The sequence below is a fragment of the Streptomyces sp. NPDC017991 genome, from assembly GCF_044328075.1.
In the GTDB taxonomy this organism is placed as follows: domain Bacteria; phylum Actinomycetota; class Actinomycetes; order Streptomycetales; family Streptomycetaceae; genus Streptomyces.
In genome coordinates this window covers 133,049-149,040 of record NZ_JBIRGP010000016.1, presented here as the reverse complement: position 1 = coordinate 149,040, position 15,992 = coordinate 133,049, and the positions used below count along the sequence as shown (strand labels likewise).

Here is a 15,992-nt window from a genome sequence, read left to right as displayed (position 1 = left end):
CCTGACGTGCTGGAATGCCAGAACTGCCCAGTAGTAAGGGCCGGAAGACACACGCGGCACGACGAAGGTGCCGAGCCGAGAGGTTGTTGGTCGAGTGAGGCGAAGCAAGAACGGTCCCGAGCCGTCGGCACGGGGCAACTTCACCCCGCCGCCGCGCGGAGCGGCACCCGCACATGTGCCCGGCTCGGAGCCGACGGCCCCACCCCCACCCAGCGGGGGCCGTTTCTCTCCGCGCAACTGGCGCGTACCGACCAGACTGAACGCGATTCTGCTCATACCCGTGATGGTCGGCCTCGTCATGGGCGGCTTCCAGGTGAAGAACTCCATCGACACCTGGCAGGAGGCCGAGGACGCGCAGAACACCGCGCGCCTGGTCCGCGCCGCCCTCACCTACGGCGACAAGCTGTACTCCGAACGCGACATCACCGCCGCCCCCCTCCTGGAGGGCAAGGGCGCGAAGGACGCGACCGTCGTCAAGGCCCGTCGTGAGACGGACGCGGCGGCCGTCGCCTTCAACGAGGCCGCCGAGAACATGCCGGCCAAGGCCGGACTCGAACGCCGCCTGGGGATCTTCCGCGAGCAGGAGCCCAAGCTCGCCGCCCTGCGCGCGGCCGCGTACACCTCGAAGCTCAAGGGCGTGGAGACCGAAGAGGGCTACGTCGAGATCCAGCACCCGCTGATGGAGTTCGCCAACGAGCTCGGTCTGGGCACCGGAAACATCACCAGCTACGGCCGTACGGTCTACGCGATCTCCCTCTCCAAGGCCGCTCTCTCGCTCCAGCGCTCCATCGGCACGCATCTGCTGATCAAGCCGGGGCCGTCGGAGGAGAGCCTGGCCAAGCAGCGCGTCGCCCTCACCTCGTACGCCTACCTCGAAGGCATCGCCATCGAGGAGTACATCGGTGGTGGTACGGACAGCGACGCCGCCAAGCTGGAGCAGGCCAAGAAGCGGATCCAGACCGACGGTGCGGCGCAGGCCAAGGAGGCCGCGGAGGCCGCCCAGGCCCGGGGGCAGACCTATGTCCCGCCGCCGTCCGGGGAGACCGCCATGGTCAGCGGTATCGGCACCCTCGCGACGACCGACGCCAGTGCCCGCGTCGCGCTCGCCGACAAGGGCATCACCGCCCAGAACTGGTGGGCGGTCAACACCGCCAAGTACAACGCCTACCGCACCATCGAGGCGGACCTCGGCGACAAGGCCGTGTCCGAGGCCTCGACCATCGCCTCCGACGCCAAGCGCGACGCCTTCATCACCGGTGCCGCCGTCGTCATCGCCCTGCTCGCCGCGTTCATCCTGGCCGGCATGGTGGCCCGCCAGATGAGCCGCTCGATGCGCCAGCTGCGCAACGCCGCCTTCGGTGTGGCCGAGCAGCGCCTGCCGATGCTGGTCGACCAGCTCTCGCGCACCGACCCGGGCCGGGTGGACACCCGTGTCCAGCCCATCCCGATCAACACCACGGACGAGATCGGCGAGGTCGCCCGCGCCTTCGACCAGGTCCACCGCGAGGCCGTGCGGCTCGCCGCCGAGCAGGCCCTCCTGCGGGGCAACATCAACGCGATCTTCACCAACCTGTCGCGCCGCAACCAGTCCCTGATCGAGGGCCAGCTGACCCTCATCACCGACCTGGAGAACAACGAGGCCGACCCGGACCAGCTGGAGAACCTCTTCCGCCTGGACCACCTGGCCACCCGTATGCGCCGCAACGGCGAGAACCTCCTGGTCCTCGCCGGCGAGGAGCCGGGCCGCCGCTGGGACCAGCCGGTCCCGCTGGTCGACGTGCTGCGCGCCGCCTCCTCCGAGGTGGAGCAGTACGAGCGCATCGAGCTGTCCGGTGTCCCGGAGGCCGAGATCCACGGCCGTGCCGTGACCGACCTCGTGCACCTGCTCGCCGAGCTGCTGGAGAACGCCACCACGTTCTCCTCCCCGCAGACCAAGGTCCGTGTCACCGCGACCCGGCTGCCCGACGGCCGCATCATGGTCGAGATCCACGACAAGGGCATCGGCCTCACCGCCGAGGACTTCGCGGACATCAACCACAAGCTGGCCAACCCGCCGACCGTGGACGCCGCGGTCTCGCAGCGCATGGGCCTCTTCGTGGTCGGCCGGCTGTCCGACCGGCACGGCATCCGCGTCCAGCTGCGCCCCTCGGGCGAGCAGGCCGGCACGACCTCGCTCGTCATGCTCCCCGACGCCATCACCCACGGTGGCGGCGGCGACTACCAGGTGCAGCGCGACGACTTCACGGTCTCGCAGATCATCCCTGAGCACGAGCTACAGCAGCAGCCGCAGCCGCCCTTCGGGGGCGAGGAGTTCCAGAGCACCCAGCCGCCCCTGCGCACGGCCGCCGAACTGGGCTTCGACGACAGCCGCTACAACCCCGAGGTCCCGGACGACATACGCGAACTGGACCCGGTGGGCCGCTCCCTCATGCGTGAGGAGCGCCGCGCGGCCCTGGAGGCCCAGACGCAAGGCCCCGAGGGCGAGGCCCCGTCCTTCCAGGGCGAGTTCGACCCGCAGCAGGGCTACGAGAACGGTGGCCAGGGGTACGAGAACGGTCAGCCCGCCTTCGACGACACTGCGGCGGCCTTCTCCGAGGCACCCGCGTACACCGAGGCCCCCGGCTACGACCAGCAGACGTCGTACGAGGGGCAGCAGCAGACGTCGTACGACGAGACGTACTTCCCGCCGGCCGAGGGATACCAGGAACCCGTCTACGCGGAGCCCGGCCAGGACGAGCACCGGCCGGACCCGGCCGTCGGACAGGACGCGTTCCCGCCCTTCCAGGAGCAGCCCTACCAGGACGACTGGCCGCAGCAGGACGCGTACCAGAACGGCTTCCCCGCCGAGTACGCTCCGCAGGCCGAGCCTGCCCGGACCGCTGAGGCGGCCGAGCAGGACAGCGTAGGCTTCGATGCTCCGGGACCGGTCCCCTCCAGCGCCCCCGAGCTCACCGACGCCGGGCTTCCGCGCCGCGGAACCACCGACGCCGGACTTCCCCGCCGCGGAGCCACCGCGGTCGGCAAGCAGTCCGTGGGCCAGGAGTCACCGGCACCCTTCGCGAACAACGACAGCAACACCAGCAACGGCACCGGCGCCGGCGTCGTCAGCACCAACAACGGCACCGGCGGCAAGGGCGACTGGCGGTCGAACAACGACCAGATGTGGCACCGGGCCGAAGCGCTGAAGCAGCCCAAGGCAGGCGGGGTCACCCCTTCCGGCCTGCCGCGGCGGGTGCCCAAGGCCAATCTGGTCGAGGGCACCGCCGAATCGACCCCACAGGGCGGCCCCCAGGTCTCCCGCGCTCCCGAGGACGTCCGGGGCAGGCTGAGCAACCTGCGACGCGGCGTGCAGCGGGGCCGAGATGCAACCAGTGAAACGAACGGTCAGGCCACCAGGAACCAGCACGGTGGCCCTGACAGCACCTACAACCAGGAGCGTTAGTGTGAGCCCGATGAGCCAGGCGGCACAGAACCTGAACTGGTTGATCACCAACTTCGTGGACAACACCCCCGGGGTGTCCCACACCGTGGTGGTCTCCGCCGACGGACTCCTTCTGGCGATGTCCGAAGGGTTCCCGCGTGACCGTGCCGACCAGCTGGCGGCCGTCGCGTCGGGCCTGACCTCACTCACCGCGGGCGCGTCCCGCATTTTCGAAGGCGGGCAGGTGAATCAGACGGTTGTGGAGATGGAGCGGGGATTCCTCTTCCTCATGTCCATCTCCGACGGTTCCTCGCTCGCGGTTCTCGCACATCCGGAAGCGGACATCGGTCTCGTTGGGTACGAGATGGCCCTTCTGGTCGACCGTGCCGGTACGGTCCTCACTCCGGATCTGCGTGCCGAGCTTCAGGGGAGCCTTCTCAACTAGCAGACAAGCGATGCGTTTTGGCGTCCCGTGGCCGTAAGGTTTCGGGACGCGGCTCCACATTGATGGGCCCGGCACATTCGGAGGAGGAGAAAGTGGCAACACCCCCAGACGGTTCGTCTTCGGGCAACTGGTCCTACGGCCCCGGCCAGGGCCAGGGCGGCGACGGCTCGCCGAACCGGTACAACTTCCCCTCCGCGCCGAGCCACCGACGCCAGCAGCCGTACTCCCCCCAGGGTCCGGGCTCCTCTCCTTACGACCAGCCGCCGGCACCGCGCATCCAGCCCGTGCAGCCGCAGCGGCGCTCGCCCGAACCGTCTCCCGCGGGGAGCGCCAGCAATCCGCTGGTACGCCCCTACGCGATGACGGGCGGCCGTACCAGGCCGCGATACCAGCTCGCCATCGAGGCACTGGTGCACACCACAGCGCAGCCGCACCAGATGCAGGGCCAGTTGCCCGAGCATCAGCGCATCTGCAACCTCTGCCGGGAGATCAAGTCGGTGGCCGAGATCTCGGCCCTGCTGACGATCCCTCTCGGTGTGGCCAGGATCCTCGTCGCCGACTTGGCGGAGGCAGGCCTGGTCGCCATTCATCAGCCCGGCGGCGACGAGAACGCCGGCGGTCAGCCAGACGTGACTTTGCTCGAAAGGGTGCTCAGTGGACTTCGCAAGCTCTAGCGGAGGGCCTTCCCGCTCCACCACGTCCGCGAAGATCGTGGTGGCGGGCGGCTTCGGCGTGGGCAAGACCACGTTCGTCGGGGCCGTCTCGGAGATCAACCCGCTGCGTACCGAGGCCGTGATGACGTCCGCTTCGGCGGGCATCGACGACCTCACCCACACCGGGGACAAGACCACCACGACGGTGGCCATGGACTTCGGCCGTATCACCCTGGACCAGGACCTGATCCTGTACCTCTTCGGTACGCCCGGCCAGGACCGCTTCTGGTTCATGTGGGACGACCTGGTACGCGGCGCGATCGGCGCGATCGTGCTCGTCGACACGCGCCGTCTCGCCGACTGCTTCCCGGCGGTCGACTACTTCGAGAACAGCGGACTGCCGTTCGTCATCGCCCTCAACGGCTTCGACGGCAGCCAGCCGTACAACCCGGACGAGGTCCGGGAAGCTCTCCAGATCGGCCCCGACACCCCGATCATCACGACGGACGCCCGCCACCGCGCGGACGCGAAGTCGGCACTGATCACACTGGTGGAGCACGCGCTGATGGCGCGGCTGCGGTAGGCGGGCTCCTCCGAGCCTCGGATGGGGGCGGCAGCCGGTTGAACGGCTGCCGCCCCCATCCGCGTCTGCGCCCCGTCCGAGCCCGAGTCACGGCTGAAGTGGCGCACTATCCCCGACAGGACCCGGTTGCTCCGGAATAAGCGGCAGGGCTGTCGGCTTGCCAGGACCGAACATGAGGCTGGACGACTGCCGTGTCCGGCGGTCGGACACCACGATCCCGCCACGCCACTTGCGTTCCACGTCCTGGTACCGGAATTGCAGTTTCTTCAGCCGGGCCCCGAACTGCTCCCGCAGCGGCCGGTAGGCGTCATCGCAGTGCACGTTCCAGGTCACGTCGCTCATGTACGTATGGCAGGCGATCGGGAAGAGAAGCGATGAGACGACCAGATCTGCGAGCTGGAGAAGCGTGTGCGTATCGCTGTGCCCGAAGACGGGTGACTCGATGACTCCCCGCAGGCCGTCACCGCCCGTGCGGTACTTGCGCGTGGTCACGCAGTGCACGTTGGGGGCGTTCTTCACCTTCGTGCGGCTGTCGAGCACCATCATGCCGTGCGAGTGCTCATGGGCGGGCTGCGCCTGAAAGGTCTCGGTCAGCGATCCAACGGAGGCCGGATAGACCCCGGACTCGTCGAAGGCGAGCCTCTCCTCCTTCACCCACACCCGGGCGAGCACCCTGGCGTCGTGCCGTTCCAGTATGTCGAGCACGGAGGCCAGCAACTTCATCGCGGCGCCCCGCCATTGATGGTTGCCGGTCCGGAGGTTCTTCCGCACGTCCGAGCCTTTGATCTCGTGCTGGGTCACCTCGGACAGCTGCTCGGCCTTGCACAGCTGCGGCCGGTAATGCTTCTTCACCGCGAGGAAGTCCCAGGTGAGGTCCTTCACCTGGGATCGAGGAACGGTGACCCCTCCGACGACGAGCACGGGTGGCGCGTCGGGCCGGACAGGATCTAGCGTCTGTCCGTTGCCCGCCTCGTCGATGTAGCAGAGATGCACCGAACCGAACCTCCCCGAAAACACGTCTGTGGCCGCCCCCGAAGGGACGGCCACAGGGTCTGCGCAGTCATATGCGCGATATTTTGTGTGCTGTTCCGTATTGTCCCAGCTTCGAGAGTGCCCGGGCAAGCGAGTCGTCACCATGAGTAACTAGTTCGTCACTTTTTGCGCTTGAGTCGCTCGCATGGACGGGCGCGGCCCCGAGCGGCGAGCGCGGGATCAGCTCACCGGCAGTGCGGCGACGGGCAGGCCCAGTTCGAACCAAATCGTCTTGCCGCCGGGGCCGAACTTGCCTTCTCCTATGGCGCACCCGCCCCACCGGTCGGCCACCGTGTCGAGGATCAGCAGGCCGCGGCCGTCCTCCGCGTGCGCCGCGACGTCCGTCCGTCGGGAGCCCGGTGCCGAGGGCAGGTCGGGACTCATGTCCCAGACACTCACCCGCAGTACGGGGCACAGCCACTGGAGCCGTACGGATGCGGGGCCCTTCGTGTGCCGTACGGAGTTGGTGGCCAGCTCCGAGGCGAGTAGTTCCGCGCGGTCCATGAGCTGGGCGAGGCCGTGGGCGTCGAGGACGGCTCGGAGCGTGACGCGGGCGATGCCCGGCCCCCTGGGGTCGCAAGGGAAGTGCAGCTCGTAGCACCAGGGAGCGGTGAAGGAGAGGGGCGGCGGGTGCGGGGTCCCTGACAGGGGGTCGAGGGCGGGGAGGAGGTAGGCGGTCGGGCCGGGGTGGTGGTTCTGCTCGGTGTTCATGTGGCAGCTCCGAGGTGCGGGGCCAACTGGACGTGTGCCACAGCGTTTTCGCACCGGCGAACACCGGGTGGCACAGGTCACACCGTAGTCCACTGTTTACAACCCGTGATACCTCTTTCAATCCAACGAGTTGCATTCCTGATTCGGATGGACGAGCCCAATACGGGCGGGCACACTGTGCGCGAGCGAGGAGAGGATCACATGGCGCCACGTCAAACGCCCACCATCAGCCAACGCCGCTTCGGGGCCGAACTGCGGCGCCTGCGCGAGGCTGTCGGCCTGTCCGCGCCGCGGGCGGCCGAGTTGCTCGGCACCGACCGCACGACCATCTCGAACGTCGAAGCGGGCCGCTTCGGCATCAGCGAGCAACGCCTGCGGCGACTGGCAAGCATCTATGAGTGCGACGATCCAGCACTGATCGAGGTTCTGGCCTCGATGACAGGGGGCCGCAGAACAGGGTGGTGGGACGAGTACCGGGGCAAGGTACCGCCGGATTTTCTCGACGTCGCGGAACTGGAATACGGCGCTCGCTCCCTGCGAACCCTGCAAACCGCCCACGTACCGGGCATGTTCCAGACCGAGGACCATGCCCGCGCCCTTTTCGATCTCTTCATCCCGGCCCTGCCACGCCTCGAAGTGGAACTCCGCATCGCGCAACGGCTCGCCCGCCACAAGGTGATCACGAAGGAGCCTGCCGTTCCGTACACGGGCTTGGTCCATGAAGCCGCCCTGCACATGCAGGTGGGCGGACGCCCCGTGGCTCAGGCCCAACTGCAGCACCTGCTCAAGGAGAGCGAACGCGACAACGTGACGCTCCAGGTGATCCCGTTCAGCGTCGGCGGATTCCCCATGGCGGGCGACTCGGTGCTGTACGCCTCAGCCGAAAGCGCCCATCTCGACACCGTCCAGGTGGACTCACCGATCGGTGCCGTCTTCTTCGAGTCGCCCACCCAGCTGGCCAACTTCCGCCGTCGTCTGGACGCGGTCGAACAGGTAGCGTTGAATGCCCAGGAATCGAGGGACTGCATCCTCGAAATCGCTCAGAATCTGTAAGAGGTCCGTACTTTGCCCGAGTTGACGTGGCTCAAGTCGTCCTTCTCCGAAGCCTCCGGCAACAACTGCGTCGAAGTTGCCGCCGCCGACGACGGCATAGCCCTGCGCGAGAGCGCCAACCCGACCGAGGTTCTGTCCACCGGAGCAGGAGCGCTGAGCGCCCTCCTGCGCAGCGTGAGGTCGGGGCCACCTGGGCGTGGCGCTTAGCCGCGGCGCCTTCGCGGCGGGAAACGTTCGCCGCGAAGTTCGTGTGCGGGAGAGCCATCACGCTCGACGGGATGTGGCTGGGATGACGGCCGAGCCGGTGGGGGACGAGTTCTGCCCCGACTGGGCGACGGGGAACTTCACCCCGGTGAGGTCTTCCGAGGTGGTCCACAGGCGCTGTTGGACGGCTGCCTCGTACGATTCCGGGCTGGAGGTGACCAGTCGGGGGTGGCCCTTGATCTCGTTGCGGCCGCCGGGGCCGTAGTACTGGCCGCCGAGCACGGCGGGGTCGGTGGCGGCGCGCAGGGTCGGCAGCGCGCCCATCGCCGGTGTCTGGGTGATCAGCGGCGCGAGCCAGGTGAGCGGGAGCCGGACGGCCGCGGGGGTGTTGCGGGCGAGCTCGGTGCTGGACATGCCGGGGTGCGCGGCCACCGCGACGGTGGTGCCGTGCGTGGCGAGCCGGCGCTGCAGCTCGTACGTGAACATCAGGTTGGCCAGCTTGGACTGGCCATAGGCGGCGGCCCGGCCGTACGACCGCTCCCACTGCAGGTCGTCGAAGTGGATCGCGGCCCGGATGCGGTGGCCGGTACTGCTGACCGTCACCACGCGCGACCCGGGCACCGGCAGCATCAGGTCGAGCAGCAGCCCGGTGAGCGCGAAGTGGCCGAGGTGGTTGGTGCCGAACTGCATCTCGAAGCCGTCCCGGGTGGTCTGCTTCGGGGTGTACATCACGCCGGCGTTGTTGATCAGCAGGTCGAGCCGGCCGAGCCGGGACCGCAGCGCCGCCGCCGCGGTCCGTACGGAGTCGAGCGAGGTCAGGTCCAGCGCCTGCACGGTCACGTCACCGGTCATGCGGGCCGCGGCCCGCTCGCCCTTCTCGACGTCGCGCACGGCGAGCACCACGGACGCCCCGCGCTCGGCGAGCGCCTTGGCGGTCTCGTACCCCAGTCCGGTGTTTGCCCCGGTCACCACGGCCACCCGCCCGCGCTGGTCCGGAATATTCGCCGTCGTCCACTTTGCACCCATGCCGGGCTCCCAACAAATTAACGTACCGGAAGTACCTTGTGTCGACGACGTTAAAGTACTCTCGGTACGTTGTCAACGTACCGCTGGTACCTAAGTTAGGCTGGTGCTCGTGACTTTCCAGCGGGCGCGAACCGAGGAGCAGCGGGAGATCCGCCGACGGGCGATCCTCGACATGGCGTCGGCGATGCTCGACGAGATGCCGGTGGCCGCGGTCACCCTGAACGAGCTCAGCCGCCGGGTGGGCCTGGCGAAGCCGAACGTGCTGCGCTACTTCGAGTCCCGCGAGGCCGTACTGCTGGAACTGCTGGACCACTTCCTGCGGGAGTGGCTGACGGAACTGGCGGACGAGTTGGCCGCCGGCGTCGACGAGGATCTGCCCATGGCCGAGCGAGCGACAGCGGTGGCCGAGACCCTCGGCCGCTCGCTCTCCGGCCGCGTGGTGCTGTGCGACCTCTTCGGCGCACAGGGCAGCGTCCTGGAGCACAACGTCTCCGTCGAGGTCGTGGCACGCTACAAGCGCGCCTCCCTGGAACGCCTGACCACCATGACGGCCCTGATCCAGCGGTACCTGCCGGAGCTGGGCGAGAACGCGACGCTGTTCAGCCTGCAGACCATGGTCATGGCCGGGGCGCTGTCGGCGTACAGCACTCCCCCGCCCAGCCTGCTGGCGGCCTACCGGGCCGAGCCCGAGCTGGCCCGCTTCCACCTGGAACTGAAGGACTCCCTGGAGCTGGCCCTCACCGCGACCCTGCTGGGCGTGCTGCCCCGCCCCTGACGCGGGTCGCCCCGGCCGGGCCGCAACCCGATGGCGGCCCGGCCCCAAAAACAGCGATCGCCGGCCGGACTCCCTGGGGAGTCCGGCCGGCGATCGGGCAAGCGAGGGGCTCAGCCCTGCCAGGAGTGCGGGGCGCGGAAGCCCGGCGTGCGCTCCAGGCGGCGCCAGCCGGCCTTCGCGCGGCCGTGGCGGGCCGGGGCCTCGGCGGGCGCGGAGGCCGCGCGGGCCAGGAGGATCGCCGTGACCGCGGCTACTTCCTCGGGCTCGGCGTGGCCCTTCTCGACGCGGATATCAGGAATGTCCATGGGTGTCAGTCTCCGTGAGAGAGAGGTACGCGGGATTGCCGCGATGAATCCGCCGGGTTACTACTGCGGCGGGTTTCCGTGCTTGCGGGAGGGCAGGTCCGCGTGCTTGTTGCGGAGCATCGCGAGGGAGCGGATGAGGATCTCGCGGGTCTCGACCGGGTCGATGACGTCGTCGACCAGGCCGCGCTCGGCCGCGTAGTAGGGATGCATCAGCTCGGCCTTGTACTCCTTGACCATGCGCACCCGCATCGCCTCGGGGTCCTCCGCGTCCGCGATCTGGCGGCGGAAGATGACGTTCGCGGCGCCCTCCGCGCCCATCACGGCGATCTCGTTGGTCGGCCAGGCATAGGTGAGGTCGGCGCCGATGGACTGGCTGTCCATGACGATGTACGCGCCGCCGTAGGCCTTGCGCAGGATCAGGGAGATCCGCGGCACGGTCGCGTTGCAGTAGGCGTACAGCAGCTTCGCGCCGTGGCGGATGATTCCGCCGTGCTCCTGGTCGACACCGGGCAGGAAGCCCGGCACATCCAGCAGCGTGACGATCGGGATGTTGAAAGCGTCGCACATCTGGACGAAACGCGCCGCTTTTTCCGACGCCTCGATGTCCAGCACACCCGCCAGGGCCTGCGGCTGGTTGGCGACGATGCCCACCACCTGGCCGTCGAGCCGCGCCAGGGCGCAGATGATGTTGCGGGCCCAGCGCTCGTGGATCTCCAGGTAGTCGCCGTCGTCGACGAGCTCCTCGATGACCTTGGTCATGTCGTACGGCCGGCTGCCGTCCGCCGGCACCAGGTCCAGGAGCACGTCGGAGCGCCGGTCCGCCGGGTCCTCGGACTCGGTCGCCGGCGGGTTCTCGCGGTTGTTCTGCGGCAGCATCGACAGGAGGTAGCGGACCTCCGCGATGCAGGTCTCCTCGTCGTCGTACGCGAAGTGCGCGACGCCGCTCGTCTCGGCGTGGACGTCCGCGCCGCCGAGGCCGTTCTGGGTGATCTCCTCGCCGGTGACCGCCTTGACGACGTCCGGTCCGGTGATGAACATCTGCGAGGTCTCGCGGACCATGAAGACGAAGTCGGTGAGGGCGGGGCTGTAGGCCGCGCCGCCCGCGCACGGGCCGAGCATCACGGAGATCTGCGGGATGACGCCGGAGGCGCGGGTGTTGCGCTGGAAGATGCCGCCGTAGCCGGCGAGGGCCGAGACACCCTCCTGGATACGGGCGCCCGCGCCGTCGTTGAGGGAGACCAGGGGCGCTCCGGCCGCGATGGCCATGTCCATGATCTTGTGGATCTTCGTGGCGTGGGCCTCGCCCAGCGCGCCGCCGAAGATACGGAAGTCGTGGGCGTAGACGAAGACCGTGCGGCCCTCGACCGTGCCCCAGCCGGTGATCACGCCGTCCGTGTAGGGCCTCTTGGCCTCCAGGCCGAAGCCGGTCGCCCGGTGCCGCCGCAACTGCTCGACCTCGTTGAACGAGCCTTCGTCCAGCAGCAGCTCGATCCGCTCCCGGGAGGTCAGCTTGCCCTTGGCGTGCTGCGCCGCGGTCGCCTTGTCGCTGGGTCCGCGAAGAGCCTCCGCACGGATCGCCTGCAGCTCGGCCACGCGCCCACGGGCATCCGCGGGTTCCCCGGCCAAGGATTCGGTCTCGTCCAAAACGGTCATGTAGTGACCTTACGAAGTCCACCAAGGAAAGCGGGCCGTCGACTCTGTACAGTCTCCGGCCCGTTTTACTGGTAGCCCTGAACAGAACCCTTACGACGTGCAGGCGATCCGACTGCTCAGAGGCCCTTTCGCTTGTAGGGGTCGCACAAAGCGCTCAGCTGAGAGTCACCTCACACTCCAGCGATGCGCATACCTTCCCTGGAGTGACGCGCAGCCTCAGCCGGCGTCCGGTGGCGAGTACCTCGACGTCCGGATCCGCGCGCACGACCCCGCGTACGGGCCGGTCCCAGACGATCTCCAGAGCCTCGCCGGTACGCGTCGGCTCGCTCACGCGGAGGGTCGCGGTCCCGCCCCGGTGGCGTACGAGCACGCTCGCGGGGGCGGTGGCCGTGAGCGGGCCGGCCGTTCCCGGGCGCCAGAAGTTCGCCGCGAGCAGCCCCAGCGCCGGTACGGACACCGCCTGGCGGCCGGAGTCGTTGGCGAGGACCGACAGCCGGTGCCGGTCGGCGGCGCGGGCGGCGACCGTACGGCGCGAGGCCCCGGGCAGCACGACGTAGGCGTACGTGGCGTCCACCGGGTCCGTGCCGTGGTCGAGCCAGAGCGTCTGCCAGCGGCGGGTCCGGCGTTCGGTGGCGCTGGTGGTGTTGATGTCGGACCAGGCGCCCGTGCGGTCCTCGCGGAGCGTGCGCAAGGCGGGTCCCTCCAGGACGACCCAGCCCCCGTGGCCCTCCAGATGGGCCCAGCCAGGACCTCGTACGAGAGCCTGCCCGCCGCCCTCCCCCAGGTTCCTGTTGTCGACGACCGTCTCGACCGGGACGCCGTCCGTGGCGGTGATGCCCGCGCCGAGGCAGACGATCGCGTCGTCGAGGCAGAACCACGACTTGCGGGCCTCCAGGGTCGAGCCGAGCCCCAGCAGGTGCTGCCCGACCGCCGCGAACTGCCCGTCCGTGGTGCCGCCGACCCAGCGCGCCGCGGGTCTGGGCTCGCCCCACTCGCCGCCCGCCCGGTCGGCGAGCCGCTTGGTGGACACGGTCGTCCCCGGCAGCCGGTACCAGTCGACGGTCGGCCAGTACCAGTCCGTGTACTGACCGGACCCGCCCGACGGACCGGACCGGCTCCCGTCGGCCCACCAGTAGAGCATTCCGGCACCCGTGTGCCAGCCGCGCGGGTTCTCGCCGTTGCCGCACTCGTAGTACGCGATCCGTTCGCTCGCCATGGAGATGTTGGCGGTGAAGCCGGGGCCCGCACCGGAACCCCTCCTGGCGCCGGAGCCGCGGTGGACCGCCCTGTCCATGGCGGCGAAGAGGTGGTGACCGGCCGGTTCGGGGGCGGCCGGGAGCGCGGATTCGGCGACGGCGTGCAGACGCGCCAGGTCGGCCACTCCGAACTGACGTGCCGTCAGGATCGGTGTGACGGTGTCCCGTTCGATCCAGCCCTTGATCCTGCCCTGCCAGCGGTCGCGTTCCGCCGCGCTGGCGCCCTGGGCGAGGAGCGTGATCGCGGCGATCAGCGCCTGCCCGTGGAAGTGGTCGCTGCGCATGACCTGCCGGTCGTCGCTCCTGAGGTAACCCCGGCTGATGGCCCGCCCGTTGACGCTGTCCATCATCAGGCCGTCGTGGATCAGCGGCGCGTAGGCCTTCTCCACGCTGTCCAGGATGATCTGCCGGCCGGGATCGGTCACCTCCCACCGCGACCCGGCGAGCAGCGCGAAGAGCCGCCCGAGCCCGTCGAGCATGACCTGCCCGTACGTTCCCGAGTACGCGACCCAGGTGTGCTGGACGAACGACCCGTCGGCGTAGAGCCCGTCCCCCTCGGTGACGTACGGGAAGACGGGCGAGAGCGCGTCCCGGGCGAGTGCGATCTTCTCGGGGGCCCGGCCGAGGATGCCGCGCAGGGCGACGGAACGGCACAGGTCGACGCGGTTGGCGCCGGTCGAGGTGCCCGTGTAGTCCCCGAGCATGCTGTCGGGGACGAAGTGGTCGACGGCGGCGCAGGCCGCGGCGATCCGCGCGTCCGTGAGCTCGCCGTACAGGGCGGCCACGATGTCCATGAGGAGGCGGGGGCTGCCGATCTGCCACTCCCACCAGTTGCCGTACCGGGTGGTGGTGGGGTTGTAGACGGTGGCGGAGAGGTGGTCGAGGCCGCGCAGGACGTCCGCGAGCAGGCCCGCGTCGCCGGTGGAGCCGGTGCCCTCCTGGACGTACGCCTGGGTCATCGTCCACAGCCTGCTGTAGCTCTGGGTGATGCCGGCGGGCGGGTCGTACGGGTAGCCGGGCCACAGCGAGTCGGCCGTCGGCGCCATGGAGTTCCGGAAGCCGCGGGCCAGTTCGCCGGTCTCGGCGAGGCGGGACGCGTACGGCTCGGCGGCCGGGTCGTAGCCCGCGCCGAGGGCGATCTCCAGCCAGCGGCGGCGGAGCGTGTCGTACGGGTCGTCGGCGTCGTCGGCCGCGTGTGCGACGGGGGCGGACGCCAGGAGCGGGACGGCCGGTGCGAGCGCCGCCGCCAGCAGGAACGTACGTCGGGTGGAGATCATCTTCTAGCAGCCGCCGCAGTTGTGGTAGAGGACGTCCCAGTGGTTGCCCTCGTCCGCGTAGATGTTGCCCGAGCCGGACTGGTACTGGAGGGCTCCGTCGCCGCGCGGGCCGATGTAGGTGAACGTGTTCTTGATGTAGTTCGTGACGCAGGTGCTCTTGGCGTAGTCGAGCTTGTAGCCGTTCCAGTGCGAGTACGTGCCGCTCGCGTGGCCGGTCTCGGTGCCCCCGGTGATGTTCAGGGCGCAGCCCGTGGCGCTCTTCAGCGTCTGCGCTCCCTGGGCGGTCGCGAGGTTCAGCTGGGTGAAGGACGTACACGTGGGGTTGTCGCGGTCCGAGCAGCCGCCGGAGGACGACCAGGTGATGCCGGAGCCGCTGAACATCGAGGTCGCCGTGGCGTGGCTGATCTTCGTGACGGCGACGGCGTCGGGTGCGGCGGTCGCCCCCGTGGCGCCGCCGAGCACGACGGCGGCCGGGGCGGCGAAGAGGGTGAGGGCGGTCAGGGCGGAGCGGAGCTTCATGCGGAGCCTTCCTGCGGACGACCGTGCTGACTGTGGGGCGGCGGTGCAGGTGGAGCGGCGGAGCAGGTGGGGCAAGGCGATGGTGCCCGAGGTCTACACGTGTCCACCAGGGGGCTGGCGGATCCCTTGAGGTGTAGACCAATGGCAACCGGGTGTAACCGGGGCAACACGCCTTGATCACAGTTGAAACCCGTAGGGAATAGGTCTATGGTCGCCCTAGTTGAACGTTAAACAGCTTCGGCGCAGAGCCGGAGCCCGTCCCCCAAGGAGCCAGTCATGGGAATCTTCGGCCGCAAGGACACCGACACCGCAACCGCGACGCCCGCCGCCGTGAGCCCCGACCTCGCCGCTCTGACCGGCGACTACACGATCGACCCGTCGCACTCGACGATCGGTTTCGTGGCGCGCCACGCCATGGTCACGAACGTCAAGGGCGGCTTCCAGGACTTCACCGGCAGCCTGCACCTCGACGGCGCCGACCCGTCGCTGTCGACCGCGTCCATCGACGTCAAGATGGACAGCATCAGCACCGGCTCCGACGACCGTGACGGTCACCTGAAGAGCGCGGACTTCTTCAAGACGGAGGAGTTCCCCACGATGACCTTCCGCTCCACCGCGACCCAGGCCCTCGGCGGCGACGACTACCGCATCACCGGTGACCTGACGATCCTCGGCACCACCAAGCCGCTCTCCATCGACCTGGAGTTCAACGGCGCGGCGAAGGACCCGTTCGGCAACGAGCGCGTCGGCTTCGAGGGCAAGGCCGAGATCCTGCGCTCCCAGTGGGGCCTCACCTGGAACGCGGCGCTTGAGACCGGTGGCGTGCTCGTCTCCGACAAGATCAAGCTGACCTTCGACATCTCGGCGATCAGGAACGCCGCCTGATTCAGGCAACCGGGCGACCGTGCACCCGGGTCCCGCCCGGCGACCTGCGTCCGTCACTGCCTGGGGGCTCCGCCCCCTAGCCCCCCGTTGCGCAGTTCCCCGCGCCCCTGAGGGGTGCCGAGCGCGCCCGCCCTCCGGCTCCTTGCGAGCGGAAGGGCGGGCGCTCGGCTGTGCGGGCCCCATAGGGGCGCGGG

General features: G+C 69.3%; 15 protein-coding genes. 8 read left to right on the top strand and 7 right to left on the bottom strand.

The features are described from left to right. Positions 1-94 precede the first annotated feature (94 nt). The 4 genes from ACH4DZ_RS37540 to ACH4DZ_RS37525 all read left to right on the top strand — a co-directional run bounded on the left by ACH4DZ_RS37540 (position 95) and on the right by ACH4DZ_RS37525 (position 5,102). The gene (locus ACH4DZ_RS37540) at positions 95-3,442 is read left to right on the top strand and encodes a nitrate- and nitrite sensing domain-containing protein (protein ID WP_398293024.1); all 3,348 of its coding nucleotides are present in this window, start codon (positions 95-97) and stop codon (positions 3,440-3,442) included. A 10-nt stretch (positions 3,443-3,452) separates the two neighbouring features. Further along, positions 3,453-3,866, top strand: coding sequence for a roadblock/LC7 domain-containing protein (locus tag ACH4DZ_RS37535; protein ID WP_307536275.1), 414 nt, complete (start codon positions 3,453-3,455; stop codon positions 3,864-3,866). Positions 3,867-3,958: 92 nt separating this feature from the next. Then, on the top strand, positions 3,959-4,540 hold the full coding sequence (locus ACH4DZ_RS37530; protein ID WP_398293022.1) for a DUF742 domain-containing protein: 582 nt from the start codon (positions 3,959-3,961) through the stop codon (positions 4,538-4,540). Further along, entirely contained in the window at positions 4,521-5,102 is a 582-nt protein-coding gene (locus tag ACH4DZ_RS37525; protein ID WP_006375305.1) for an ATP/GTP-binding protein, read from the top strand. The genes ACH4DZ_RS37530 and ACH4DZ_RS37525 overlap by 20 nt, the downstream gene beginning before the upstream one ends. Positions 5,103-5,189: 87 nt before the next feature. Here ACH4DZ_RS37525 and ACH4DZ_RS37520 read toward each other — a convergent pair whose 3' ends face one another. Then, a complete protein-coding gene (locus ACH4DZ_RS37520) occupies positions 5,190-6,095 on the bottom strand; it encodes a DUF3800 domain-containing protein (protein ID WP_398293020.1) in 906 nt (301 codons plus the stop codon). 219 nt (positions 6,096-6,314) lie between these two features. Then, positions 6,315-6,845 (bottom strand): ATP-binding protein, encoded by a 531-nt coding sequence (locus ACH4DZ_RS37515; RefSeq protein WP_398293018.1) that lies wholly within the window; start codon positions 6,843-6,845, stop codon positions 6,315-6,317. 201 nt (positions 6,846-7,046) lie between these two features. Between ACH4DZ_RS37515 and ACH4DZ_RS37510 the strand changes: the two genes are divergently transcribed. Both ACH4DZ_RS37510 and ACH4DZ_RS37505 read left to right on the top strand, forming a co-directional pair. Next, on the top strand, positions 7,047-7,898 hold the full coding sequence (locus ACH4DZ_RS37510; protein ID WP_398293016.1) for a helix-turn-helix domain-containing protein: 852 nt from the start codon (positions 7,047-7,049) through the stop codon (positions 7,896-7,898). 21 nt (positions 7,899-7,919) lie between these two features. After that, positions 7,920-8,105 (top strand): DUF397 domain-containing protein, encoded by a 186-nt coding sequence (locus ACH4DZ_RS37505; RefSeq protein WP_398293014.1) that lies wholly within the window; start codon positions 7,920-7,922, stop codon positions 8,103-8,105. A gap of 57 nt (positions 8,106-8,162) precedes the next feature. Here ACH4DZ_RS37505 and ACH4DZ_RS37500 read toward each other — a convergent pair whose 3' ends face one another. Then, on the bottom strand, positions 8,163-9,128 hold the full coding sequence (locus ACH4DZ_RS37500) for an SDR family NAD(P)-dependent oxidoreductase (protein ID WP_398293012.1): 966 nt from the start codon (positions 9,126-9,128) through the stop codon (positions 8,163-8,165). 109 nt (positions 9,129-9,237) lie between these two features. Here ACH4DZ_RS37500 and ACH4DZ_RS37495 point away from each other — a divergent pair, with 109 nt between their 5' ends. Continuing rightward, on the top strand, positions 9,238-9,903 hold the full coding sequence (locus tag ACH4DZ_RS37495; protein WP_398293010.1) for a TetR/AcrR family transcriptional regulator: 666 nt from the start codon (positions 9,238-9,240) through the stop codon (positions 9,901-9,903). Positions 9,904-10,013: 110 nt separating this feature from the next. Here the strand turns inward: ACH4DZ_RS37495 and ACH4DZ_RS37490 are convergent, their stop codons facing one another. From ACH4DZ_RS37490 to ACH4DZ_RS37475, 4 genes are all read right to left on the bottom strand, one after another. Further along, positions 10,014-10,208: an acyl-CoA carboxylase subunit epsilon gene (locus ACH4DZ_RS37490; protein ID WP_398293009.1), complete on the bottom strand. Its 195-nt coding sequence runs from the start codon at positions 10,206-10,208 to the stop codon at positions 10,014-10,016. Between the two features lie 60 nt (positions 10,209-10,268). Beyond that, positions 10,269-11,861 (bottom strand): acyl-CoA carboxylase subunit beta, encoded by a 1,593-nt coding sequence (locus ACH4DZ_RS37485; RefSeq protein WP_398293007.1) that lies wholly within the window; start codon positions 11,859-11,861, stop codon positions 10,269-10,271. Between the two features lie 154 nt (positions 11,862-12,015). Beyond that, the gene (locus tag ACH4DZ_RS37480; protein WP_398293005.1) at positions 12,016-14,394 is read right to left on the bottom strand and encodes a polysaccharide lyase 8 family protein; all 2,379 of its coding nucleotides are present in this window, start codon (positions 14,392-14,394) and stop codon (positions 12,016-12,018) included. A gap of 3 nt (positions 14,395-14,397) precedes the next feature. Continuing rightward, positions 14,398-14,913 carry a hypothetical protein gene (locus ACH4DZ_RS37475; protein ID WP_398293003.1) on the bottom strand — a complete coding sequence of 172 codons (516 nt, stop codon included), beginning with the start codon at positions 14,911-14,913 and terminating at the stop codon, positions 14,398-14,400. Positions 14,914-15,189: 276 nt separating this feature from the next. Here ACH4DZ_RS37475 and ACH4DZ_RS37470 point away from each other — a divergent pair, with 276 nt between their 5' ends. Next, positions 15,190-15,798 (top strand): YceI family protein, encoded by a 609-nt coding sequence (locus tag ACH4DZ_RS37470; protein WP_398293001.1) that lies wholly within the window; start codon positions 15,190-15,192, stop codon positions 15,796-15,798. Positions 15,799-15,992 lie beyond the last annotated feature (194 nt).